This window comes from Leisingera sp. NJS201 (genome assembly GCF_004535885.1).
Classification (GTDB): domain Bacteria; phylum Pseudomonadota; class Alphaproteobacteria; order Rhodobacterales; family Rhodobacteraceae; genus Leisingera.
In genome coordinates this window covers 2,593,251-2,614,572 of the sequence record NZ_CP038234.1, presented here as the reverse complement: position 1 = coordinate 2,614,572, position 21,322 = coordinate 2,593,251, and the positions used below count along the sequence as shown (strand labels likewise).

Genomic DNA, 21,322 nt, shown 5'->3' with positions numbered 1-21,322 from the left:
TTCAGACACCGGCGTCCGGGCCGTAGCACAGCATTTCCTCGCCGATGTCTTCGGCCTCGTATAATTCGGTCGAGGCCGGGTCATCCTCAAACCGGGCAGTCAGCCCGCCGGGGGTGATTTCAAAGCTCCAGCACTGCGGGTCGCCCCGGTTTTCATAGACAAAACAGATCCGGCCTGCGTCCTCGTACCAGCTGCCCTCCTGGCATCTGCCGTCCAGAAAGGACCAGATCACCCGCCGTCCGGGCAGATAGCGCTCTACCCCGTACATACTGCCGCCAAAGCCATAAAACAGGGTGCGGCCCTGAGTGTAGCGGTCGAATTGGTCGGCGTTCAGCGGCTCGGCAGCACGCAACGGCCCATTGAGGGCGGCAACCAGGGGAATCAGCATCAGGCAGCGCATGGGGTCACTGTGCCAGAGTGTCCGGGTCCCGGCCAAGGGAAACACGCAGGCTGCAAACACGGGCAGCAAACGGGCCGTAAAGCGGAGCGGCGCTGCCAGGCTCCCGTTTGGTCACCTTTGACCCGGCGGCTGTCTTGCGGCCAACTGATGCAAACGGGCAGGGAGACAGGGCCATGATGATGCAAGTGGCGGCGGCAGGAGCAGCGCTCTGCGCCGCCGGGTATTTGGGTCTGACCGCGCAGCCGCTCGGTATTCTGCGCAGTCTGGCAAAGACCGCAGCGGTTGCGCTTCTGGCGCTTGGCGCCGGGCTGGCAGGGGCACCGCTGCTGCTGGTGCTGGCGCTTGGTCTTTGCGCGCTGGGGGATCTTTTTCTGTCGCGCGACGGCGAAAGCGCCTTCATGGCGGGCGTGGGGGCCTTTGCCGCAGGGCATTTGGCTTATGCGGCGCTGTTCCTGACCCGTCCGGACAGCGATCCTGGCCGCCTCATGCACATGCCGGCTGCGCTGATCGCTGCCGGGTTGCTGGTGCTTGGCCTGATCATGACGCAGGTTCTGGCGCCGCGGGCGGGCGCGCTGAAGGGGCCGGTGCTGGCCTATATCCCGATCATCCTGGGCATGGGTGCCGCGGCGCTGACGCTTCCGTTTGGCACCTGGGTCCTTGCCGCGGCTTGTGCCTTCATGCTGTCGGACATGATCCTGGCGGCGGAAACCTTTGTCCTGAGCGCAGAGCACCCGCTGCGGCGGATCACGCCATATGCGGTCTGGGTGCTGTATTGGGGGGCGCAAGCCGGGTTTCTGGCTGCATTTTCCTGAACCCGGCGGTGCCTTGCGCTTTGCACTCCGGGTAAATCCGCATTAGGTGGGGGGCAGACCCTTTTGCGGAGACCAAGATGGCGTTTTTCTCAAAGCTCAAGGAGCGGCTGTTCAAATCCTCCTCCAAGCTCGAGCAGGGGCTCGATGCGATTGTCGAGGAGGGGGCAGAGGACAGTGCAGCCGAGGCGCTGGAAGCACTGACAGACACACCGGCTGTCACGCCTGAACAGCCCGCCCCGGCGCCTGTGCCGCATCCGGCGCCGCAACAACCGGAACCTGAGCCGCAACCGGCGCCTGAGCCCGCTCCGCAGCCTGCCGCCGCACCTGAACCGGCACCCGCAGCGGACCCTGAGCCACAGAAAAAGTCCCCGGGCTTGCTAGGCCGTCTTATGGGCCGCAGTGCTGTTGCCGAACCGCGCCGGGCGCTGGATGACGGCATGCTGGAGCAGCTGGAAGAGCTGCTGATTGCTGCTGACATGGGTGTGGATACGGCACTGCGCGTGACCGCTAACCTGGCCGAGGGGCGGATGGGCAAGAAGGTGTCCTCCCGCGAGATCAAGGAGCTGCTGGCGCAGGAAGTCGCCCGCATCATGGAGCCGGTTGCCAAGCCGTTGCCGATCTATGCAAAACGCCCGCAGGTGGTGCTGGTGGTCGGGGTCAATGGCTCTGGCAAGACCACCACCATCGGCAAGCTGGCCAGCCAGTTCAAAGGTGCCGGCAAGAAGGTGGTGATTGCCGCAGGCGACACATTCCGCGCCGCGGCGGTGGAACAATTGCAGGTCTGGGGCGACCGTGCGGGCGTGCCGGTGCTGACAGCACCCGAAGGCTCCGACCCGGCCTCGCTGGCGTTTGATGCGATGACACGCGCGCAGGAAGACGGCGCAGACCTCCTGATGATTGACACCGCCGGCCGGCTGCAGAACCGGGCCGATCTGATGGAAGAGCTGTCGAAAATTGTCCGGGTGATCCGCAAGAAGGATGAAACAGCACCGCATAACACTCTGCTGGTGCTGGATGCGACCACTGGTCAGAACGCGCTGAGCCAGGTGGGCACATTCCAAAAGCTGGCGGATGTCTCCGGCCTGGTGATGACCAAGCTGGACGGCACCGCCAAGGGCGGCGTGCTGGTGGCGCTGGCGGACAAGTTCGGCCTGCCGATCCATGCCATCGGTGTGGGTGAGCAGATCGACGACCTCGCCCCCTTCGATCCCGGGGAGTTCGCCGCCGCTCTGACCGGTTTGGAAAAGTCCTGATCCATTTCTTCCTCTGGCCGGAAGTATCCTCCGGGGGACCGGGGGTGGAAAACCCCCGGCGCCTTCCTCCAGCGCAAAGGCGGCTGATTTGAGCGAGTGGCTGATCTCCCTGGAAGGCACCGAGGCCGGGCACCAGGCAGCGCTGTTTCTGGCCATCTGGGCCGCGTTCCTGCATGCGGTCTTCGGCGCGCTGCAGAAGGGGCGGCATGACCCCTGGCTGTCGCGCGGGGCGATTGATTTTTCCTACTGCGTGATGGCGGCGCCCTTTGCGCTGTTTGTGGTGCCTTGGCCGGAGCCGCATATGTGGCTGATCTTCGCGGTCGCCTGGGGGATCCACGTCTTTTACAAACTGTTCCAGGCGCTGGCCTATACCAAGGGCAGCTACACCGTGGTCTACCCGGTGGTGCGCGGGACCGGGCCGCTGTTCACGGTGATCGGTTCCTTTTTCCTGTTCGGCGAGCTGTTCACCCCGGTGCAATGGCTGGGGGTGGCGGTGCTGCTGGCCGGGATCTTCGGTCTGGCGGGATACAACTACCGCTACCTGACGGTGAACCGCGACACGCTGGTGCCGGCGCTGGTGCTGGCGGTGATCACCGGGTTGTTTGTGGCGGGCTACACCACATATGACGCCTATGGCATCCGGGCGACCGCGGATCCGTTCACCTTTCTGGCGTGGTTCTTCATGATCGACGGGCTGGTGTTTCCGGTGATTGCCTTTACCCGCTGGCGGCGAATGCCCGCGCCGCCGGCACCTGGGCCGCTGATGGTCCGTGGTTTCTTTGGCGGGCTGCTCGCCTTTGCGTCCTTTGGTGCGATCATGCTGGCCACAAGGCTGGACAAGGTCGGGGAGGCAGCGGTGCTGCGCGAGACCTCCACCGTGTTTGCCGCCCTAATCGGGTGGCTGGTGCTGAAGGAAACCGTGGGGCCGCGCCGGATTGCCTTGATGGCTTTGATCGCGCTGGGCGCCGTGATAGTGGAAATTGGCGGCTGAGACCGCGCGCAGAACTGACAGGAGGCCCCATGGCCGCAAAGAAGATCAACCCGACCCTGAAGATGCTGTTGGAATTGGGCCCGATTGTCCTCTTTTTCATTGGCTATCTGAAGCTGAAGGATGAGGTGTTTCTGATCAGCGGCCATGAGTACAAGGGCTTTATCGTGATCACCGCGGCGTTTATTCCGCTGATGGTGGCGTCCACGCTCGCCCTGTGGAAGCTGACCGGGCATCTATCGAAGATGCAATTTGCGACCCTGGTGCTGGTGGTGCTGTTCGGCGGCATGTCGGTGTGGTTCAACGACGACCGGTTCATCAAGATGAAGCCGACGATGCTGTATCTGCTGTTCGGCGGGCTTCTGGGCATCGGTCTTATGCGCGGGCAAAGCTGGCTGAAGGTGGTGATGGAGGAAGTCATGCCGCTGCAGCAGGAGGGCTGGATGATCCTGACCCGGCGGCTGTGCGTTTTTTTCTTTGGCCTGGCGGTGGCAAACGAGCTGATCTGGCGGACCCAAAGCACCGACACCTGGGTCTATTTCAAAACCTTCGGCCTGCCGGTGGCGATGTTTGCCTTCTTCATGATGCAGGGGCAGCTGTTGCAGAAATTCGGGATCGAGGAAGAGGCCGGACCAGCGGAGTAATCTTCGGCTGACAGGGGCGGGCTCCCGCGCCTTTGCCCCTCATCCAGGATGAGGCGCAAAGCCTTGGGCCGGTCAGCGCACCTGCGCTGCGGCATCGCTTCTTTCTGGTCTTAAACACCCGCGCCGCAGGCGCCCTTTTTGCATCAATTGCCAAACAACACCTGCTGCGCCTTGGTGTCCGAGCGGTCGCCGCGTAGCTCTGCATGCAGCGCCCGGCCCGCTACCACACCAGGGCGGGACCACATCAGCTCCAGCCAGCGGGCGAGATGCGGTTTGTCCTCCACTACCTGCTGCTGGCCTTCCCACAGCGAGGCCCAGGGCCAGACCGCCATATCGACAATTGTGCAGTCCGGTCCCGCCACATACTCATTCTCCGCCAGCTGCCGGTCCAGAACTCCGTAAAGGCGGGCCACCTCGTTCCGGTAGCGGTCTTTGGCATAGGGCAGATCCTCGGGCGCGTATTTCAGGAAATGGTGCGCCTGGCCCGCCATCGGCCCGACCCCGCCCATCTGCCACATCAGCCATTGATCCACTGCCAGCCGGGCGCGTTCATCCGCGCCATAGAACTGCCCGGTCTTGCGGGCGAGATACTGCAGAATGGCGCCGCTTTCGAACAGGGAAACCGGTGCGCCGCCGGGGCCGTCCGGGTCGATGATCGCAGGCATCCGGTTGTTGGGGGAGATGTTCAGAAACTCCGGCGCGAATTGGCCGCCGTTGCCAATGTCGATCAGCGTGGCCTGGTAAGGCAGGCCCATCTCCTCCAGGGCAATGGAGATTTTCCAGCCGTTCGGCGTTGGCCAGTAATACAGCTGGATCGGCTCCCGCATGGTCGTCCTCCGTCAGATGCCCGGCCACTGGAGCACGGGCAGCGGTGGTGAGGCAAGAGGCGCCGCCGCTCACTTCCGTGTGACTGGGCGAGACGCTGCCGCTTGACCGAATCCCGCAATATGCGTAAAGCCCGGACATCACATCGTGGCGATTTGTTACCGGATTGCGGGCCACGTTAAACACTCCCGCTAAAGAGGTCAGGACGTGAAGGACCCCCTTTCGCTTGGCCGATTGGGGTTTTTTTATGCGCGACAGGCGCGAGGAGACAGAAGATGAGCGACAACTGGAACAGCCGCACCAAGCTGGTTCACGCAGGTACCCGCCGCAGCCAGTACAACGAGGTGAGCGAAGCGATCTTCCTGACCCAGGGCTTCGTCTACGAGAGTGCTGAGCAGGCCGAGGCGCGGTTCATCGAGACCGGCCCGGATGAGTTCATCTATGCCCGTTACGGCAACCCGACCGTCGATATGTTCGAAAAGCGCATAGCGGCGCTGGAAGGGGCTGAGGATGCCTTTGCCACTGCTTCCGGCATGGCGGCGGTCAACGGCGCGCTGACCTCGCTGGTGAAAGCGGGCGATCACATCGTGTCGGCCAAGGCGCTGTTCGGATCCTGCAACTATATCCTGGCGGATGTGCTTGGCCGCTTCGGGGTCGAGGTAACCTTTATCGACGGCACTGATCTGGATGCCTGGCGGCAGGCCGTGCGCCCGGACACCAAGGCGGTGTTTTTCGAGTCCATGTCGAACCCGACGCTGGAGGTGATCGACATTGCCGCGGTTGCAAAGATCGCTCATGCAGCGGGCGCCACGGTGGTGGTGGACAATGTGTTCTCGACACCGGTGTTTTCCCGTGCGATCGAACAGGGCGCCGATGTGGTGATCTATTCCGCAACCAAGCATATCGACGGCCAGGGCCGGGCGCTTGGCGGGGTGGTGCTGGGCACCAAGGATTTCATCCGCGGCACGCTGGAACCCTATATGAAGCACACCGGCGGCAGTCTCAGCCCGTTCAATGCCTGGGTGATGCTGAAGGGGCTCGAAACCATCGACCTGCGGGTCAACGCCCAGGCGGACAGCGCCCTGAAAATCGCCGAAGCGCTGGACGGCCATGCAGCGCTGGAGCGTACCATCTATCCGGGTCTGAAGGGTCACGCGCAGAACGCATTGGTACAGACTCAGCTGGGCGGCAAGGGCGGCACCGTGCTGTCGCTGGACCTTAAGGGCGGCAAGGACGCGGCGTTCAAGTTCCTGAACGCAATGACCATCCCGGTGATCTCCAACAATCTGGGCGATGCCAAATCCATTGCCACCCATCCTGCGACCACCACCCATCAGCGCCTCAGCGATGAGCTGAAGGCGGAGCTGGGCATCACGCCCGGCCTGGTGCGCTTTTCGGTCGGGCTGGAGGACGCGGAAGACCTGATCGCCGACCTGAAAGCGGCGCTGGAGGCGGCGCAGGGCTGAGACGCGCACCGGCCGTCTGCTTCTTTCTGGTGGAAGAAATCTACCGTGTTGCTTTGGTCGATACTTAGCCCCCACGCCAGCATGGGCAAAGAGCGTTTAGACGTCGAGTCCGGAACGCTTTTTGCCCATGAGATTTTCAGCAGAACAGCTGTTCGTCTTTCGCGCAGCGGAAACAACGTGAGAGCCCTTCACGACCGATGCTGCGTGTCGCACCAACGGCCGCTGGTAGCCCGCAGGAAGCGCATAGACATGCGCGGTGACTGTCTGTTTTCACTCATCGCCTTATGGCGCTTTCTGTTGGGGCTAATTGCCTACGGGCAGACTTGGCAAGGCGGAACCGGACAATTGTGTGGTGTACAATTCTGCGCCAAGCTTTTCGTCGGTAGAATAATCAAAGCTGTGCTGAGAGCGAATGCGGAGGTAGCAAGATTTTTCAACGTTACGGCTCCTCATCAATTAAGTGTCAGTTCCAAGAACAAAATACAGCTACCTTACGGCACAAAATTTGATGCGGCCAAAGGGATGAGCGCACAGCGGAAATGACCTGCTCCCCGTAGAGTCCGCGTTTTTTTGGTTCGCTCTGTTCAGGGTTTGGTCCTCTACTGACCGTTGGTGATACTCCCATGGGGTGAGCCCGTCGAGGCCCGTATGGGGGCGGTGATGATTGTAGTCTTCACGCCAGGCTGCGATCAGGTCCCGGGCGTGGCGCAGGTTGGCGAACAGGTGCTCATTCAGGCACTCATCCCGGAGGCGGTTTGCTGCCGCAAATCTGCCGGGAGGGACAGGCAGTTTCCTGAGACGGCGTGGTAGGGCTCCCGCCAGATGGCCCGCTATTTGCAGCGGCAGGGCCAATAATGCGGCCGTCACCGTGCGCGCCGCCTGATGCGGCTCATGCGCCTTGCTCCGGTCTGTCAGACGCCGAAGACCAGCAAAAAGCACCCGCAGCACAAGATCTGGCCGTTGCTTTTGAAGGCGCTGGCCATCTGCCGCCCCAACCAGGTCTGGTGCGCCGGCATCAGCTATATCCCCGTCTCTCGGCAGATTGCTTTGTAATCGCCTGCCGGACGGTGAATGGATGACCGGGGCCGTTGGATCGGCAACCGGAGGGTTGAGCGGTTGCGGCGGTCCCTGCAGGACGAATGTGTCTGCTTAAACGCTTTTGAAACTGGCCCTGATGCCCGTGCCGGGATCAGTACACGGATGGCCTGTTACAACGCCGAACGCCGGCATTCGGCCCATGGCGTCTTGACCCTGGATGAGGCCTGTGAAAGCAAAATAGAACCCATGAGAAAGGCAGCCTGATGTGAAGCCCTGATCCACCTTAAACGGGCTGCAAACTGCTCAAATAAGCGCGACCACCTCTGATCGGGATGCCGTTCTGGTGCGATGGTTTCGACGATGATCAGTTGCCCGCCGCAGCAGGGGCATGGCAGTGCGAGGACGCGGACATGCGGACTTGCAGATGATGCGTCATCGCCGAGTCCGTCGTGCCGAAGAGGCGCGTCCGGCATGATGTATGCCGTGTCGAAGACGCGCCTCCGGCACGATGTGTGCAGGACGGAAGTGATACCGGCCCGGGCGCCAAGGTGCTACGGGTCAGCGGCAATTTTCAGGACCGTTTCCGCGCTCGCCCGTATCAGCAGGTTGCAGATCTCCCGCTTGTTGTTGCGCGCGATGTCCGCGACCGGTTTCGGCAGCGTGAAGACCAGGTGGAATATCGCACGGGCAGAGAGCTCGGCCTCGCGCGCCGCCAGCCAGGCCTTGGCTGCACCCGCCCGTTCAGTTGGGACAGTGGCTGTTCCGGCGAGAGTTGCAGGCAATGTGGTCATGCCCGCAGTCATCACATCGTGCGGCATGGCCGCCGAGCGCCGCCGTGCGGCAGCGCTCGATGACGCTCATCACCTTCAACTGGCCGAGGTTGATGCGGCCCCTGTTTGCTGCCGGTACGCAGCACCACAAGCGCGGAAGATATCCGCAACCTCCAGCTTTGGCAGAGGCAACGCGGTCGATGATGCGCCTGGCTTGCGCTTGGCATGTGTCAAATCATCGAGCGGGCTCTCCACCGCCGAGATCATGCCCTCTCTCATCGACTCCTGGGCAATTGCCTGCCGGGTAATAGATGCCCCGGATGTCCACACCGCTTTCCATCAGATGCCGCTGGAAGTCCCGCAAGTGGCTGGTTTGAGGCACTGGTCCCAGATTGCGCGCCGGCATACCGGCAATCATCCGGACGCGAAGGGGTGCCGTCGGTGTGGACTGCTGAACGGTCATGGGAAACCCTCTGTCAACCGAGGCAAAATCACCTCGACCAACAGCACACACCCGACCTTCTAAACCGCGAAGCAAATCCCGATTCAGCCCAACACCCGCGACGCAGAGCCCATATCGCGGAGCGATTTAGTGCCAGGGCTACCTGCAGCCATAGCTACCGACGTGCGGAGCGGCGGCTTCGTCTACGGTTTGTGGCAGCAGGCAGCGTGATCTGCAGCGGCCAAAAATCAGACAAGGAGGAAAGCGCGGACGGATTCCGGTGCTATGAGGGTTGCGGCTCAGGGCTTGGGAAGCCGATGGGCTGAGCCGCGAAATCTGCGGCGCCGATCAGCGTGGGGACGCTGATTTTTCCGATCCGATCGGGACCTTCACGGGTAGGGAAAAGCCCGGGCGGCAAGCGATCCAGCGGGTGCCATCCGCGGCAAGCCGCGGTCCCTTTGCCCAGCAGGCGGTTGCGCAGCAATCTGCCGAGAGGGGGCACAGCAACATGCACATGCAGGTGGTGCATCATCGCAGACCCCGTCGCGCCATATGCACAATTCGAACAAATCAGAAACGCAACTCTGGTGCGATGTGTGCAGCACGCTGGTCATGTCGGCCCGGGCGCCCGGATGCTTCGGATCGGCAGCAATGGCCAAAAGCGTTTCTGCGGATGCCTTGAACAGCAAGCCATAGACCGCCGCCTTGTTCTGATAGACATGCCGGCAATCTGAGCTGGCAGGGAGACCACGTGGAAGTGTACAACCGGCAGAAGGCCTTCCATGCTTACCTGCATCCAGTTCCGCGCCGCAGCGTTTTGGCACTTGAGGCAGTGCCGGTTGCGGAAGGAGTTGCAGGCGGCGTGCTAGTGGCCGCACTTGGTGCAGGCCGCAGCATGGCCGCCAAGCACGGCTTTCAGACGCGTGACCTCGCTCGCCCTGTGCCCGCCGCCATAGGCCACACCGAACACCGCCCGGTATCTCAGCCCGGGACCGGGTGCCGCTCTTTAAGAGCGGTGTTCATGATCATAAAGAGCTTGCGCATGATGGCAGTAAGGATGACGTGCGATGGTTTTCCACGCGCCTTCAACTTGCCCCGAAGCCGCGGATCACTTCGTAGAGCTGAAAGCGCCGCCATTCAGAGGCTTGCCCGAACGTCCTTGCGCTCGCCCGAGACATGGCGGTGGCCCTGATACGTTCCGGACTCTTTCGCATATGGTGCCAACCTAACAATAGCAGCGGCCTCGCAGTTTGTTAAAGAGCCCAATTCCGGCAGATACGCCAGACACACGGCTGCGGTTTTGGGTCCAATGCCTTTGATAGGCAGCATCAGTTCCGAAGTCCGTTTGTCCAACGCCTCCCTCCCGCGCGGCATGGATCGAACATGCCGTTGTAAAGACAAGCGCACCGTTTTGACCGCCGCGTGTTCCAGCCGGTTCTGCTCAACCCGCATGATCTTGGCCGGATCATCCCGGCGGCGGCGTGATGCGCGCAGCTCTTTTGGCTCCGGTTCAATCAGTGGCCACAGTCGCAACCCATCGGACGTTGCGGCAAGCAAAGCCAGCCTTCCCGCATCAATCACATCTGTCTTTAAAGCGAGACCTCAAAGGCGATGATGCGGTCTGGCGTGGATCGAGTTGAATCGTTCCTATCGATATGCTGATCCTTGGTCATCTACGGTCGAGAAGGCCCTTCTGCCGATTGGATGGCCAAACATATAGCGCGGGGGATGGCGGGATATTTACGACCGTAAAACCACTGACTTTGGGTCTGCCTCAGGGCCGCCCGCGACCCGTTTACCGGATGGCCAGTCGGAAAACCGGCCGCCTTCAATCTGACAGAGGCTGGATTGAGGGCAATATCGAACACATAATCTCCGGGGGCTATTGAGCCGCAGGCTCAAAAGGGGGCAGCGCCCTCGCTTTTTTCACATCTCCCAGGGAAACGTGTCGAGCCGCACCGGCCGGTCCGCGGTGACCAGTACTTGGGTTTCCAGCTTGACCGACTCGGATCCTTTCTCGCCGATCAGGCTTTCAATGCAGATCACCATGTTTTCCTCGAACTGCCCGCCGTGGGCGCCGTGAAAGTCCACATGCAGCGGCACCACCGGCCATTCGTCAGCCATGCCGACGCCATGGGCTGCCAATGAGTAACGGTAGGGTTGATAGGCGTCCGGGATCTGCCAGCTTTTGGCGTTGAACCCTGCGAAACTCAGACCCGGCTGCAGCAGCGCCATGTTGTGTTCGATCTGCGCCCGTGCCGCGGTGTACAGCCGCTTCTGGGTGTCTGTCATCGGCACATAGCCGCAGGTCCAGCTGCGCGAGAGATCCGCGCAATAGCCATAGGGGCCGATCATGTCGGTATCGAATGAGATCATCTCTCCCTCGCGGCATTCGCGGGATGAGCATTCCTTGTACCAGGGGTTGGTGTTGGGCCCGCAGGTGAGAAGCTTGGTTTCCAGCCATTCGCCGCCCGAGCGCGCGTTCTCGAAATGCAGATGCGCCCACAGCTCCTGTTCGGTGACACCGGGCACCGAATGCTCGTAGATCCGCGCCATGCCGGCCTCGCAGACGCGGATGGTCCAGCGCATCAGATCGATCTCGTCTGCCGATTTGATGGCGCGGGCGGTCTCGGTAATCTGACCGCCGTCGATGACCTGAAGGCCGTGCTCAGACAGCGCATGCACGCCGTCGGGTTCCATCCGGTCGACGCCCAGCCGCAGGTTGCCGCCGCCGTATTGCTTGATCAGATCCGCGATCTCCGCCGCCCAGGGGGACAGTCTGTCCGCGGCCTTGTCACCAGCGCACATGAACATCCAGCCGATGGCGTTCCTGACCTCGTCAATGCCGGGCAAGCCATCGTTCAGATGCTCGCAGCCCTTGAATTCGAACATGATGCCGGGGCCGCCGTTCAGGATCAGCGCATAGCGGATCGGGTTATGGGCGGTCCAGATCGACATGTTGGAACAGTCGAACGCATAGCGGATATTGACCGGGTCATAGAGCAGGAGGCCCGCCACGTCCTGGCGTGCCATCTCGTCCCTCAGCCGTCGCAGGCGGTAGGCGCGGGCGCGGTCCAGAACATCCTGGCAGATCGGTGACTTCAGCGGTTTGTCCGCACCTTCCGCATTGAGGAAAGTGCGTTTGCGCTCGTCCTTGAAAACAGCCAGGCCGGTCATGAGGCGCGCCCGTAAAAGCCAATGTTTTCCGCGTCGGTGAACCGCACGCCGGGGCGTTCGTAGAAGGTGAAGACGGCGATCACCCGCGTCTTGTGCCCTTTCACAGTGCCCACCCGGTGGGGGGAGTTTTTGCCGCGGAAGATGTTGAGGGTGCCGGGGGCCAGGGTGATGGCGCGCATGTTGGGATCTTCGCCTGCCAGCAGCCGCTCGACGCCCTCATAATTTGGGTCGTCATCGCTGCGCAGCTCGGGACTGTAGATGAACTCACCGCCCGCATCCGGTGCTTGCAGCAGCATGGTGGTGGTGAACTCGGACCGGTCGAAATGCCAGTTCAGCGCCTGCTCGGCCCCATAGGACATAATGTTCAGCCGCGCCAGAGGGTCGTCCATGGTGTAAAGCGCGGGCTTGTCCATGGTGGCGGCCAGGAACGCGGCAAAGGGCGGCCAGTCATAGAGCCGCAGCACCGGCGAGTCCGGGAACTGGTCGGCGCAGAGGGTGAAGTTCGAGGTCTCGACCTTTTTCAGGGCAGGGTGGTCCGGCGCCAGCCCCTCAACCGTGTCTTTGAAGTAGACGTTGTGTTCGCGCTTGTGGTGAAAGCTCTCGGTCTTAAACTTGCCCTGCAGCGCATCTGCGGCGCCTTGGGCCACTTCCGGCTTCATCAGACCGTCCAGGCTGAACATGCCGTCCGCAGCCAGCTCGGCGCGGCAGCGGTCCACCAGGGCCTGCCATTCGGGGCTGCCGGGGCGGTCGAGCGGGTAGCGGTCGAGATCGAGAATATCGTGCATGGGGTGTTCCTTGGGATCTTTCGGGCTTTGCCCAAGCCTGCGCGCCGGATGGGGATCTGACCACTATAAAATATCTTGGCGAGCATAAGGAAATCTTGCACTGTGCAGCCATGAAACTGCCGCCTCTGAATGCGCTTCGCGCCTTTGAATGCGCCGCCCGGACCGGGAGTTTTTCGGCTGCGGGCGCGGAGCAAGGGGTGAGTTCGGCGGCGGTGTCGATGCAGGTGAAAAACCTTGAGGACTGGCTGGGGCTGAAGCTCTTCATCCGCCGTGCGAACCAGGTGCGGCTGACCGATGCGGGTCGCGATTATTACCAGAAGGCGGCGATGTCGCTGGCAGAGATTGCCAGTTTCACCCAAGCGCTGACCGAGGGCCGCGGGCACCGTCCGCTGGTGATTTCGGCCACACCTGCACTGGCGCAGCTGTGGCTGCCGGAACGGCTGAAGATCTTCTCGGGCGTGCGCCCGGATGTGCCTGTACGGCTTCGGATCGAGGATGACAGTATCGACCTTGAGGCTGAGGGCATTGATGCCCGGCTGTCTTATGGCGGGGAGCATCCGGATTACCGGACACAGGAAATGTTCAAGGACCGTTTGGTGCCGGTTGGCATTGATCCGGGGGCGGATATGCGGACAGCGCCGCTGGTGGAGGTGAGCTGGGGAGAGACGATTTCGTCGGTTCCCGGCTGGCGGCAGTATTTCGTGCAGCACGGGATTGCCCGCGAAAACCCTGTGGCAGCGGTGATTGCGCAGTCGGTGCCGTCAGTCGTGCCGCTGGTGCAGGCGGGACTGGGTATTGCACTGCTGCCCGAGCAGGTGGTGAGCGGGGAAATCCGCGCGGGCAGGCTGCACCGGCTGGACGGGCCGGCGCTGGCCATGCCGCGGCCCTATGTGCTGGTTACCGCGCATTACAAGTCGCGCTCACGGCGATTGCGGACGCTTGCAGAGGCGCTGGGCGTCCGATAAGGCGCCGGTTCTGCCGCATTTGGCGGATCCGTTTTGAAAAGTGACGCGTAACAGTATATGAGGGTGGCCTGCCGGATCCTATATGGGGCCGCATGACTTGGGGGAAACGCCGATGAACATTCACAACCGCGACGCTGCCGAGGCGCCGGACCGCGAGGCGGCTGCCGCCGCGCTGGATGTGCTGCGGGCCTGGGCCGGCACTGTGACCGAGACCGAGATCGCCCAGCTGGACCCGGCGGTGGCGCGGCTGCTGCCCGGCCGTGAAGTGGGCAACTACCCGGATCTGTCGCGTCACTACCCCGAAGATTTCACGTCGGACGAGGCCTACCGCGCCACGCTGCCCGACTTGCAGAACGGTCCGACCAGCCTGATCCGCGGCGCGCAGGAGCAGATCCAGCATGTGGGGATTTCAAATTTCCGCCTGCCGATCCGGTTCCACACCCGCGATGACGGCGATCTGACGCTGGAAACCAGCGTGACCGGCACCGTCAGCTTGGATGCAGGCAAGAAGGGCATCAACATGTCCCGGATCATGCGCACCTTTTATAAACACGCCGAGCGCACCTTCAGTTTCGAGGTGATGGCCGCAGCGCTGGATGATTACCTGAGCGACCTGGACAGCCCCGATGCGCGCATTCAGATGCGGTTCTCCTTTCCTGCGCGTGTTCAAAGCCTGCGGTCCGGCCTCAGCGGCTATCAGTATTACGATTTCGCGCTGGAATTGGTGGACCATGACGGCGTGCGCGAAAAGATCATGCATATGGACTATGTCTATTCCTCGACCTGCCCCTGCTCACTGGAGCTGTCAGAGCACGCCCGCCAGTCGCGCGGCCAGCTGGCGACGCCGCATTCGCAGCGCTCGGTGGCGCGTATTTCGCTGCAGTCGGTGCCGGGCAGCGACTGCCTGTGGTTCGAAGACCTGATCGAACTGTGCCGCCAGGCGGTGCCGACCGAGACGCAGGTTATGGTCAAGCGCGAGGATGAACAGGCCTTTGCCGAGCTGAACGCTGCCAACCCGATCTTTGTCGAGGATGCGGCGCGTTTGTTTTGCGAGGCGCTGCAGGGCGATGCGCGAATCGGCGATTTCCGGGTGGTGGCCAGCCATCAGGAAAGCCTGCACAGCCACGACGCGGTCAGCGTGCTGACCCAGGGTCCGCTGTTCAAGGCGATGAGCCTGGATCCGAAACTGTTCTCGACCCTGATCCACCAAGGATAGCCTGCCGGGCGGCGTGCCCGGTTTGAAGGCAGGCATACAACTGACCTCCCGTAATTTCTGCGCTGCCGCATTTTTTTGCTGCCGTGCAGCGAAATATGGTAAGCTCCGTGCTGTAGCCTGGAGGATTCTCCAGGGGTTCAGGGGAGCCGTTGTGCATGGGGCAGGGATCTTACACCCGGTTGCCGATGCTGCAGGCCCGGATCTGCTCCGGAGCCGCACCTCTCCTTTTTTTGCCCGGCCGCAATACCAACAGGCAGGATAAAACCAGTGCAAGAAGTAAGGAGTATCTGATGAGCAGTTTTCACCAGCGCGGCGCATTCTCAGCCCTGGCGCATGAATGGGCAGGTTATACAGCAGGTACACAGCTGAAGCTGTGGCGGCAGATGACCGAAGCGGCGATTACGGCGCCGCTGGAGCAGATGCGGGCCGCTCATACCATGTTTGAGATGCAGCGGAAAATCCTCGGCTTCGCGGTGCCGCAGCAGGCAAGGCCGGAAACAGCAATGCCGCAGACCGCCCAGCCGTCAACGCCTGCGAAAGAAGACACTTCAGTTGCGCCCGCAGTGCAAGCCACGCAACCGCCTGCCAGGAAAGCGGCGGAAAGACCTGCCGCCAAAAGGAAGCCGGTTGCCAAAAAACCGGCTGAGCGCAAGACCGCGGAACAAAAACCGGCCCTGCAGGCTGCTGCAGCAAAGGCACCTGCTGGTAAAACCGTGCCGGCCGAGGCAGCAGTTGCCAAGCCGGAAGTTGAAAAACCAGCGGCGGCGACGGCAAATCAGGCACCGGCACGCGCAACAGGGAAAACGGCCGCTGAAGCGGTTTCCGAGCCATCTGCGGTGTTCCGCGGGTCCTCTGCCCGTCGCGGCAGCCCTGAAAAACAGCAAAACACTGCGCAGTCCGCCGCAGTGGCGGCAGTGACCAAGTCCTTTGCTGTGCAGACGCCCGCACCGGAAACGGCGCCCCCGGCTGCCAAGCCGGCGCGATCAGAGAAAGCGGCGCCAGGCAAACGCCCGCGCAAGCCGTCCAAACCGCGCAAGATGCCCGCACGCAACGCTGTAAAAGCCGGCGAGGGCAAGGAATAGCGGCGCAGGCTTGACACTTACCGTGCGCAGGTCCAACGCTGCCCGCATGTTGGATCTCCGCCCGGTTGGATATGTCATCGGCCTTTTGGTCGTCATCTTGGGAGCGATGATGCTGTTCCCGCTGCTGGTCGATCTGCTGGATGGCCGCGGTGAATGGCATGTGTTTCTGGAAAGTGCGCTCTTCACCATTCTGGTCGGCGGGCTGCTGGCCTTAAGCTGCGCCAACGGGGTGCGGGAAGGGCTGAGCATCCGCCAGACCTTTTTGCTGACCACCACCGTGTGGCTGGCGCTGCCGCTGTTCGGGGCAATCCCGCTGATGCTGGGGGCAACCGAGCTGCGCTTTGTCGATGCGTTCTTCGAGGCGATGTCAGGGCTGACCACCACCGGATCAACAGTGATTTCTGGGCTGGACGACCTGCCGCGCGGGCTGTTGCTGTGGCGCGGCATCCTGCAATGGCTGGGCGGTATCGGCATCATTGTTGTGGCGATGGTGTTCCTGCCCGAGCTGCGGGTCGGCGGGATGCAGATCTTTAAATCTGAAAGCTTTGACACCTTTGGCAAAATCCTGCCCCGCGCGCAGGCGATCGCCAAGCAGATCTCGTTGATCTACGTGTCGCTGACCATGGCCTGCATGCTGGTCTACATGGTAATGGGGATGGGGCCGTTTGATGCGCTGGTGCATTCCATGACCACCATCGCCACCGGCGGTTTTGCCAATTACGACACCTCTTTCGGGGCCTTTGCGGGACCGGTGGAATATGCGGCGGCGATTTTCATGATCCTCGCGGCGCTGCCGTTTGTGCGCTATGTGCAGCTGATCAACGGCCATGGCACGCCGATGCTGCGGGACAGCCAGATCCGCGGTTTTATGATGACGCTGGGCATTCTGGTCGCTGTGGCAGCCGGGGTTCTGTATTACGCCAATCCGCACAGCGGGGAACAGGCGCTGCGCTCGGCCCTGTTCAACATCACCTCGATCATGTCCGGCACCGGCTATGCCAGTGCGGATTACATGCAGTGGGGCAGCTTTCTGGTGATGATCTTCTTCTTCACCGGGCTGATCGGCGGCTGTGCGGGATCAACCGCCTGTTCCGTCAAGGTCTTTCGCTACCAGTTGCTGCTGGCCTCGATCAGAACGCAGATCCAGCGCATCCGGTCGCCGCATGGGGTGTTTTTCACCCGCTACGAGGGGCGCCCGGTGGACGCTGAGGTGCTCAGTTCGGTTATCTCATTCTTCATGTTCTTTGTAGTTACGCTGGGCGTTGTAGCCTGGGCGCTGGCGCTGACCGGCCTGGATTTTGTGACCGCGGTGTCCGGCGCCGCGACGGCGGTGGCCAATATCGGTCCCGGTTTGGGCGATACCATCGGGCCGGCGGGTAATTTTTCAACGCTTAATGATCCGGCAAAATGGATCCTGAGCGCGGCGATGCTGATCGGGCGGCTGGAGCTGATGGCGGTCTACGCAATGCTGACGGTTCGCTTTTGGCGCAGCTGAGCGCCCCGCAGATTGGCTGAAATTGCGCAAACCGGACCTTGTGGCGGTTTGCCGCGCTGAAACGGCAGCCTGAACCGCAGCTTCCTTGCCCGATGGGGCTGCCCGCTCTTGCCCTTAAGAGATCGCTCGCATATGAGGCACGGGACTGAAACCCGCAAGCGCAGGGAGACCCGCTCCATATGCCCGTACTTGTGATGAAATTCGGCGGCACGTCTGTCGCCAATCTGGATCGCATCCGCCGCGCTGCCAAACGCGTCGGCGTTGAGGTGGCCAAGGGCTATGACGTGATCGTCATCGTGTCGGCGATGTCCGGCAAGACCAACGAACTGGTCGGCTGGGTAGATGAGACCTCGCCGTTGTATGACGCGCGCGAATATGATGCGATTGTGTCTTCGGGCGAGAATGTGACCGCCGGCCTGATGGCGCTGACACTGCAGGAAATGGATGTTCCCGCCCGCAGCTGGCAGGGCTGGCAAGTGCCGCTTTTGACCACCTCGGCGCACAGCCAAGCGCGGATCGAAGAGATCCCGCCGGAAAACATCCGCGCCAAGTTTGATGAAGGCATGAAAGTGGCGGTTGTGGCCGGCTTCCAGGGCATCAGCCCCGAAGGCCGCATCACCACGCTGGGCCGCGGCGGTTCGGACACCACTGCGGTGGCCTTTGCGGCGGCGTTTGAGGCTGAGCGCTGCGATATTTATACCGATGTGGACGGCGTTTATACCACCGACCCGCGGATTTGCGACAAGGCGCGCAAGCTGGACAAGATTGCGTTTGAAGAGATGCTGGAGCTGGCGTCGCTGGGCGCCAAGGTGCTGCAGACCCGCTCGGTTGAACTGGCGATGCGCTATAAGGTGAAGCTGCGCGTGCTGTCGAGCTTTGAGGAACAAACTGACGAGGCCGGAACCCTGGTCTGCGCCGAGGAGGAAATCATGGAATCCAATGTTGTGGCCGGTGTGGCCTATTCCCGTGACGAGGCCAAGCTGACCGTGCAGTCGGTGGCCGACCGCCCCGGCATCGCGGCAACCATTTTCACCACGCTCAGCGATGCAGGCGTGAATGTCGACATGATTGTGCAGGATATCTCGGACGAGGGCCGCACCGACATGACCTTCTCCTGCCCGACCGATCAGGTTGCCCGCGCCGAACAGGCGCTGCTGGCGATCAAGGAAAAGGGCGAGCTGAACTATGCTGAACTCTTGGCCGACAAGGATGTGGCCAAGGTTTCTGTGGTTGGTATCGGCATGCGTTCGCAGTCCGGCGTGGCCGCCAAGATGTTCAAGGTGCTGTCGGATGAGGGCGTCAACATCAAGGTAATCACAACCTCGGAAATCAAGATATCGGTGCTGATCGACCGTAAATACATGGAGCTGGCCGTACAGGCGCTGCATGATGCGTTTGAGCTGGAGAAAGCTGGCTAAGCGCTGATCGGATAACAGTTTTCTGAATAACGCAAAGGCGCCGATCCGGCGCCTTTGTTGTGTCTGGCCTGCTGCTGGCGGTATTTTGCGCAATGCCGTGTCAGGCTGCTCTGATTGCGGGCAATGCTGCAAAAACACTTGGACTTTTTCCGCTGGGATGGGACAAGTGGGGGAGGAGAGAACACTGGGATACTGCTTTGAGTGGTATTTGTTCTGGTGAACCAATCAGGGCGGCAGTGTGCGGGGAAGTGACCTCGGGAGAGGGTGGCAATGGCTGATACAACGGAATCCGAAAGCAGGAAGCTTCTGGTTCGCCTGCGCGAGGCGATGGCGGGCGACGATGCCGGCCAGGCGCGGCTCGACAAGATCACCCATCTGATCGCCGACAGCATGGGGACCGAGGTGTGCTCGGTTTATCTGTTCCGCGATGACGAGACGCTGGAGCTGTGTGCAACCCAGGGTTTGAATCTGGAATCTGTGCACCAGACCCGGATGCGCATCGGCGAGGGCCTGGTGGGCCGGGTGGCAAGATACGGCAAGGTGGTGAACACGCCGGACGCGCCTAATGCCAAGGGGTTCCGCTATATGCCGGAAACCGGGGAGGAGCGGTTTTCCTCCTTCCTTGGAGTGCCGGTGCAGCGGCTGGGCGAGATGCTGGGTGTCTTGGTGGTTCAGTCCAAGGAGGGGCGCGAGTTTTCAGCCGATGCGGTCTATGCGCTGGAAGTGGTGGCGATGGTCATCGCTGAGATGACCGAGCTGGGCGCCTTTGTCGGCGAAGGCGCGGCCCTGTCGCCACTGCACAAGCAGCCGGTTCTGATCCACGGTACCTCGGCCCAGGAAGGCGCGGCGGAAGGCCACGTCTGGCTGCATGAGCCGCGGGTGATTGTGACCAATCCGATTGCCGATGATCCCCAGCGGGAGCTGGAGCGGATGAACAGCGCGGTCGAGGAACTGCGGGTCGGCGTTGACAAGATGCTGGAAGTCTCCCGCAACGGCGACAAAGATCAGCTGCAGGTTCTTGAAGCCTACCGGATGTTTGCCAACTCCAAAGGCTGGATGCGGCGGATGGAAGAAGACATCGCCCGTGGCCTGAGCGCCGAAGCCGCGGTGGAAAAAGAGCAATCCCAGGCCCGCGCCCGGATGAGCCAGGTGCAGGACGCCTATCTGCGCGAACGGTTGAGCGACCTGGATGACCTCTCAAACCGCCTGCTGCGGATTCTGACCGGGCAGGGGGCGGACACCGGTGCCGAACTGCCGGACAACCCCATCCTGATCGCCCGCAACATAGGTCCGGGAGATCTGCTGGAGTATGGCCGCGGCCTGCGGGGCATCGTGCTGGAGGAAGGCTCGGTCGGATCCCACGCCGCTATTGTCGCGCGGGCGCTGGCGATTCCGCTGGTGGTGAATGCCAAGCGGATCACCACCGAGGCGCTGAACGGCGACCACATCATGGTGGATGGCGATCAGGGCGTGGTGCATCTGCGGCCCGATGACACGGTTGTCGGCGCCTTCCGCGACAAAATCGCGATGCATACCAAGGCGCAGGAGCGCTATGCCTCGATCCGCAGCAAGGCGGCGGTCACCACCGACGGTCAGCGCATCAATATGGTGATGAATGCCGGCCTGATGGCAGACCTGCCGTCATTGGATAGTTCGGGTGCTGAAGGTGTGGGGCTGTTTCGCACGGAATTGCAATTTCTAGTGCGCAATCAGATGCCAAAGCGTTCGGAGCTGGTTGCTTTGTACAAGCGGGTGCTGGATGCAGCCCATGGCAAACCGGTGATTTTCCGGACTCTGGACATCGGATCCGACAAAGTTCTGCCTTACATGAAACCGACGGATGAGCCGAACCCTGCACTGGGCTGGCGGGCGATCCGGGTGGGGCTGGACAAGCCCGGCATCATGCGGATGCAGCTGCAGGCGCTGTTGCGCTCTGCCGAAGGGCGGCCGCTGTCGATCATGTTCCCCTTTGTTGCCCAATTCGAAGAATACCGCGCGGCCAAGGCCGAGGTGGACAAGACTATCGAACGCGAGCGCATCCTGGGCCACGTGCTGCCGGCCGAGCTGGAGATCGGCGCAATGCTGGAGACGCCGTCGCTGGCCTATGCGCCGCAGAAGTTCTTTGACGAGGTGGCCTTTATCTCGATCGGCGGCAATGACCTGAAACAGTTCTTTTTCGCCGCCGACCGCGAGAATGAGCGGGTGCGCAAACGCTATGACACCCTGAATGTGAGCTTCCTGAGCTTCATCGAGCGCATCGTGGAACGCTGCGCCATCTCAGGCACGCCGCTCAGCTTTTGCGGCGAGGACGCGGGCCGCCCTGTCGAGGCCGTATGCCTGGCCGCCATGGGCATCCGCACGCTGTCGATGCGCCCGGCCTCTATCGGACCAGTCAAGTCACTGCTGCTGCGGGTTGATCTGGGCGAGCTGCGCAAGATCATCGCGGATGCGCGCCACCGCGGCGACCAGGCGGTGCGCCCGGCGGTGATGAAATATCTGCGGGAACTTTGACGGGCACCGGCACCTGGGGCTGGCTGATAGTTTCA

The 21,322-nt window shown here is 62.0% G+C and carries 19 protein-coding genes, 2 pseudogenes and 1 riboswitch; of the genes and pseudogenes, 12 read left to right on the top strand and 9 right to left on the bottom strand.

The features are described from left to right. Window position 1 precedes the first annotated feature (1 nt). Window positions 2-400: a hypothetical protein gene (locus ETW23_RS12920; RefSeq protein ID WP_134830224.1), complete on the bottom strand. Its 399-nt coding sequence runs from the start codon at window positions 398-400 to the stop codon at window positions 2-4. Window positions 401-576: 176 nt separating this feature from the next. Between ETW23_RS12920 and ETW23_RS12915 the strand changes: the two genes are divergently transcribed. The 4 genes from ETW23_RS12915 to ETW23_RS12900 all read left to right on the top strand — a co-directional run bounded on the left by ETW23_RS12915 (window position 577) and on the right by ETW23_RS12900 (window position 4,097). Further along, on the top strand, window positions 577-1,212 hold the full coding sequence (locus ETW23_RS12915; RefSeq protein WP_134831316.1) for a lysoplasmalogenase: 636 nt from the start codon (window positions 577-579) through the stop codon (window positions 1,210-1,212). A 77-nt stretch (window positions 1,213-1,289) separates the two neighbouring features. Beyond that, window positions 1,290-2,465 carry a signal recognition particle-docking protein FtsY gene (gene ftsY, locus ETW23_RS12910; RefSeq protein ID WP_129370330.1) on the top strand — a complete coding sequence of 392 codons (1,176 nt, stop codon included), beginning with the start codon at window positions 1,290-1,292 and terminating at the stop codon, window positions 2,463-2,465. 88 nt (window positions 2,466-2,553) lie between these two features. Further along, the gene (locus tag ETW23_RS12905; protein ID WP_134830223.1) at window positions 2,554-3,456 is read left to right on the top strand and encodes a DMT family transporter; all 903 of its coding nucleotides are present in this window, start codon (window positions 2,554-2,556) and stop codon (window positions 3,454-3,456) included. Between the two features lie 29 nt (window positions 3,457-3,485). Next, window positions 3,486-4,097, top strand: coding sequence for an inner membrane-spanning protein YciB (locus ETW23_RS12900; protein WP_134830222.1), 612 nt, complete (start codon window positions 3,486-3,488; stop codon window positions 4,095-4,097). Window positions 4,098-4,240: 143 nt separating this feature from the next. On the opposite strand, the gene ETW23_RS12895 is transcribed toward ETW23_RS12900, so the two are convergent. Then, complete coding sequence (locus tag ETW23_RS12895) at window positions 4,241-4,924, bottom strand: glutathione S-transferase N-terminal domain-containing protein (RefSeq protein WP_134830221.1); 684 nt, start codon at window positions 4,922-4,924, stop codon at window positions 4,241-4,243. Window positions 4,925-5,059: 135 nt separating this feature from the next. Next, window positions 5,060-5,138, top strand: a riboswitch (SAM riboswitch). Window positions 5,139-5,197: 59 nt separating this feature from the next. On the opposite strand from ETW23_RS12895, the gene metZ reads away from it, so the two are divergent. Next, entirely contained in the window at window positions 5,198-6,388 is a 1,191-nt protein-coding gene (gene metZ, locus ETW23_RS12890) for an O-succinylhomoserine sulfhydrylase (protein WP_134830220.1), read from the top strand. A 486-nt stretch (window positions 6,389-6,874) separates the two neighbouring features. Here the strand turns inward: metZ and ETW23_RS12885 are convergent. Further along, window positions 6,875-7,141, bottom strand: a pseudogene (locus ETW23_RS12885) (transposase); the annotation flags it as partial. A gap of 318 nt (window positions 7,142-7,459) precedes the next feature. Here ETW23_RS12885 and ETW23_RS26780 point away from each other — a divergent pair. Then, a complete protein-coding gene (locus ETW23_RS26780) occupies window positions 7,460-7,690 on the top strand; it encodes an integrase core domain-containing protein (protein ID WP_134830219.1) in 231 nt (76 codons plus the stop codon). Between the two features lie 287 nt (window positions 7,691-7,977). Here the strand turns inward: ETW23_RS26780 and ETW23_RS25950 are convergent, their stop codons facing one another. From ETW23_RS25950 to ETW23_RS12850, 6 genes and pseudogenes are all read right to left on the bottom strand, one after another. Beyond that, the gene (locus ETW23_RS25950) at window positions 7,978-8,217 is read right to left on the bottom strand and encodes a hypothetical protein (protein WP_247676756.1); all 240 of its coding nucleotides are present in this window, start codon (window positions 8,215-8,217) and stop codon (window positions 7,978-7,980) included. After that, on the bottom strand, window positions 8,168-8,287 hold the full coding sequence (locus ETW23_RS25945) for a transposase zinc-binding domain-containing protein (protein WP_247676758.1): 120 nt from the start codon (window positions 8,285-8,287) through the stop codon (window positions 8,168-8,170). The genes ETW23_RS25950 and ETW23_RS25945 overlap by 50 nt, the downstream gene beginning before the upstream one ends. A 735-nt stretch (window positions 8,288-9,022) precedes the next feature. Beyond that, window positions 9,023-9,497: pseudogene (locus tag ETW23_RS12870) on the bottom strand (transposase zinc-binding domain-containing protein); the annotation flags it as partial. Between the two features lie 278 nt (window positions 9,498-9,775). Beyond that, complete coding sequence (locus ETW23_RS12860; protein ID WP_134830218.1) at window positions 9,776-10,219, bottom strand: transposase; 444 nt, start codon at window positions 10,217-10,219, stop codon at window positions 9,776-9,778. Between the two features lie 345 nt (window positions 10,220-10,564). Then, window positions 10,565-11,815 (bottom strand): Xaa-Pro peptidase family protein, encoded by a 1,251-nt coding sequence (locus ETW23_RS12855; RefSeq protein ID WP_134830217.1) that lies wholly within the window; start codon window positions 11,813-11,815, stop codon window positions 10,565-10,567. After that, on the bottom strand, window positions 11,812-12,600 hold the full coding sequence (locus ETW23_RS12850) for a 2OG-Fe(II) oxygenase (protein WP_134830216.1): 789 nt from the start codon (window positions 12,598-12,600) through the stop codon (window positions 11,812-11,814). The genes ETW23_RS12855 and ETW23_RS12850 overlap by 4 nt, the downstream gene beginning before the upstream one ends. A gap of 110 nt (window positions 12,601-12,710) precedes the next feature. Between ETW23_RS12850 and ETW23_RS12845 the strand changes: the two genes are divergently transcribed. The 6 genes from ETW23_RS12845 to ptsP all read left to right on the top strand — a co-directional run bounded on the left by ETW23_RS12845 (window position 12,711) and on the right by ptsP (window position 21,287). Beyond that, entirely contained in the window at window positions 12,711-13,565 is an 855-nt protein-coding gene (locus ETW23_RS12845; RefSeq protein ID WP_134830215.1) for a LysR family transcriptional regulator, read from the top strand. Between the two features lie 112 nt (window positions 13,566-13,677). Beyond that, on the top strand, window positions 13,678-14,781 hold the full coding sequence (gene folE2, locus ETW23_RS12840) for a GTP cyclohydrolase FolE2 (RefSeq protein WP_129370343.1): 1,104 nt from the start codon (window positions 13,678-13,680) through the stop codon (window positions 14,779-14,781). A 290-nt stretch (window positions 14,782-15,071) separates the two neighbouring features. Further along, window positions 15,072-15,863 (top strand): hypothetical protein, encoded by a 792-nt coding sequence (locus ETW23_RS12835; protein WP_129370344.1) that lies wholly within the window; start codon window positions 15,072-15,074, stop codon window positions 15,861-15,863. A gap of 46 nt (window positions 15,864-15,909) precedes the next feature. After that, window positions 15,910-17,358, top strand: coding sequence for a TrkH family potassium uptake protein (locus ETW23_RS12830; protein WP_129370345.1), 1,449 nt, complete (start codon window positions 15,910-15,912; stop codon window positions 17,356-17,358). A 179-nt stretch (window positions 17,359-17,537) separates the two neighbouring features. Then, on the top strand, window positions 17,538-18,776 hold the full coding sequence (locus ETW23_RS12825) for an aspartate kinase (RefSeq protein ID WP_129370346.1): 1,239 nt from the start codon (window positions 17,538-17,540) through the stop codon (window positions 18,774-18,776). A 270-nt stretch (window positions 18,777-19,046) separates the two neighbouring features. Beyond that, window positions 19,047-21,287: a phosphoenolpyruvate--protein phosphotransferase gene (ptsP, locus tag ETW23_RS12820; RefSeq protein WP_129370347.1), complete on the top strand. Its 2,241-nt coding sequence runs from the start codon at window positions 19,047-19,049 to the stop codon at window positions 21,285-21,287. Window positions 21,288-21,322 lie beyond the last annotated feature (35 nt).

Bases quoted from the DNA above. Each gene is read 5' to 3' on its own strand.
- ETW23_RS25945 (WP_247676758.1), bottom strand. From the start codon at position 8,287: ATGAGCGTCATCGAGCGCTGCCGCACGGCGGCGCTCGGCGGCCATGCC.
- ETW23_RS12835 (WP_129370344.1), top strand. From the start codon at position 15,072: ATGAGCAGTTTTCACCAGCGCGGCGCATTCTCAGCCCTGGCGCATGAA.
- ptsP (WP_129370347.1), top strand. From the start codon at position 19,047: ATGGCTGATACAACGGAATCCGAAAGCAGGAAGCTTCTGGTTCGCCTG.
- ETW23_RS26780 (WP_134830219.1), top strand. From the start codon at position 7,460: ATGGATGACCGGGGCCGTTGGATCGGCAACCGGAGGGTTGAGCGGTTG.
- ETW23_RS25950 (WP_247676756.1), bottom strand. From the start codon at position 8,217: ATGACCACATTGCCTGCAACTCTCGCCGGAACAGCCACTGTCCCAACT.
- ftsY (WP_129370330.1), top strand. From the start codon at position 1,290: ATGGCGTTTTTCTCAAAGCTCAAGGAGCGGCTGTTCAAATCCTCCTCC.
- ETW23_RS12895 (WP_134830221.1), bottom strand. From the start codon at position 4,924: ATGCGGGAGCCGATCCAGCTGTATTACTGGCCAACGCCGAACGGCTGG.
- ETW23_RS12850 (WP_134830216.1), bottom strand. From the start codon at position 12,600: ATGCACGATATTCTCGATCTCGACCGCTACCCGCTCGACCGCCCCGGC.
- ETW23_RS12900 (WP_134830222.1), top strand. From the start codon at position 3,486: ATGGCCGCAAAGAAGATCAACCCGACCCTGAAGATGCTGTTGGAATTG.
- ETW23_RS12915 (WP_134831316.1), top strand. From the start codon at position 577: ATGATGCAAGTGGCGGCGGCAGGAGCAGCGCTCTGCGCCGCCGGGTAT.
- ETW23_RS12845 (WP_134830215.1), top strand. From the start codon at position 12,711: ATGAAACTGCCGCCTCTGAATGCGCTTCGCGCCTTTGAATGCGCCGCC.
- ETW23_RS12830 (WP_129370345.1), top strand. From the start codon at position 15,910: ATGTTGGATCTCCGCCCGGTTGGATATGTCATCGGCCTTTTGGTCGTC.
- metZ (WP_134830220.1), top strand. From the start codon at position 5,198: ATGAGCGACAACTGGAACAGCCGCACCAAGCTGGTTCACGCAGGTACC.
- ETW23_RS12855 (WP_134830217.1), bottom strand. From the start codon at position 11,815: ATGACCGGCCTGGCTGTTTTCAAGGACGAGCGCAAACGCACTTTCCTC.
- ETW23_RS12825 (WP_129370346.1), top strand. From the start codon at position 17,538: ATGCCCGTACTTGTGATGAAATTCGGCGGCACGTCTGTCGCCAATCTG.
- folE2 (WP_129370343.1), top strand. From the start codon at position 13,678: ATGAACATTCACAACCGCGACGCTGCCGAGGCGCCGGACCGCGAGGCG.
- ETW23_RS12920 (WP_134830224.1), bottom strand. From the start codon at position 400: ATGCGCTGCCTGATGCTGATTCCCCTGGTTGCCGCCCTCAATGGGCCG.